We start from the raw sequence: 1,192 nt of genomic DNA, 5'->3' as shown, positions 1-1,192 counted from the left end.
GTATATTGCGATTCCGAATTTCTGTCAAGTGTCTACTTGTTCGCAAACCGGAAGACCAGCATATTCCCCTTCTCCGGATGAACCCCGTTTTGCTCCGTGTATCGTCCACCCGTGTACGTATTCAGGGTCTTGCGCCAGAAGATTTGGGTACTCATATTGCGCTCCGTCGGATTCGTCTGGAGCTCCCATGTACCTTGGAACTGCTCGAACACAAGCTCAGCCGCGCGTTGGGCTACACCTTGTCTTCGAAAAGTCCGAAGCACAAAAAAATCATTCAAATAATACTGAACATGCGGCGATGGAATATAAGGAGTCGTTGCCACGAGCGCCAGCCCAGCAGCAATCCCATCCACCGAGATCAAATACGGGAACAGCACGGAGGGCTGATCCCACCAGACATCGAGTTTCTGGCTCTGTTCTTCCAGCGTCGATACATCATCCTTCTCAAATACACCGTACCGGTTAGGACGGAGCCCCCATATCTCAGCAATATCATGCAAGTACAACGGATAGATGTTTCGCAGAATGTATGACTGTTCCTTCGGGCATAAGTGTACCTCAATATTCACGGCCAATCCCCTCCCTAATGAATGATGTATGTAAGTTTAGTATGTCTAGGATAACATAATTGCGGCGGAAAGAGGTTTACAGGTATGTAAAATGCGTTACAAAAGTATTATAAAAAATGTGATCCTCTTCTACATTTCACCATTATTCTATACTATGACCAACAGCTTTTCCTAAATCTTGATATTTCATGACAACTATATCATACAAAGAGCCAGTCGAATGTATGCATCGACCGGCTCTCCTTCTGCAACGAATAGGGTGGCCATAACGTATGTACATCATTAAACTTCAAAGGACTGATGACTCCATGAACGGATGGATCGGATTCATATGCATCGTTGCGGGAATGTTCGCCGTCGCTACTCCTTATTCAGCGTGGTATCTCTCGGTAGGCTGGAAATTCAAAGAGGCGGAGCCGAGTGACCTGGCCCTGACCAGCCACCGGATCGGTGGATGTGTACTGCTCATCGTCGGTCTTATTCTGATGGTCTCAAGCTGCTCCTTCAGTTCTGCCTCGAATTGGCCTGAACGATTCCAGAACCGCTTGACAGAAATCCCCATCGCGAAGATTACGGTCGGGTTTAACCCAGAGGCTATCTTAAGCGACGAAGAAATCCTCACC

Annotated in this window: 2 protein-coding genes; one reads left to right on the top strand and one right to left on the bottom strand. The window is 47.4% G+C overall.

Going from position 1 to position 1,192, the window contains the following annotated elements; all coding sequences use genetic code 11:
- Positions 1-32: 32 nt before the first annotated feature.
- Positions 33-569 (bottom strand): GNAT family N-acetyltransferase, encoded by a 537-nt coding sequence (locus tag ACFRAK_RS29280; RefSeq protein WP_023960590.1) that lies wholly within the window; start codon positions 567-569, stop codon positions 33-35.
- Between the two features lie 272 nt (positions 570-841).
- On the opposite strand from ACFRAK_RS29280, the gene ACFRAK_RS29275 reads away from it, so the two are divergent.
- On the top strand, positions 842-1,192 hold a 351-nt coding region (locus ACFRAK_RS29275), incomplete at its 3' end, for a DUF6199 family natural product biosynthesis protein (RefSeq protein WP_394573234.1).

This window comes from Peribacillus sp. NPDC056705, from assembly GCF_043656335.1.
This window is presented reverse-complemented; position numbering and strand designations above follow the sequence as displayed.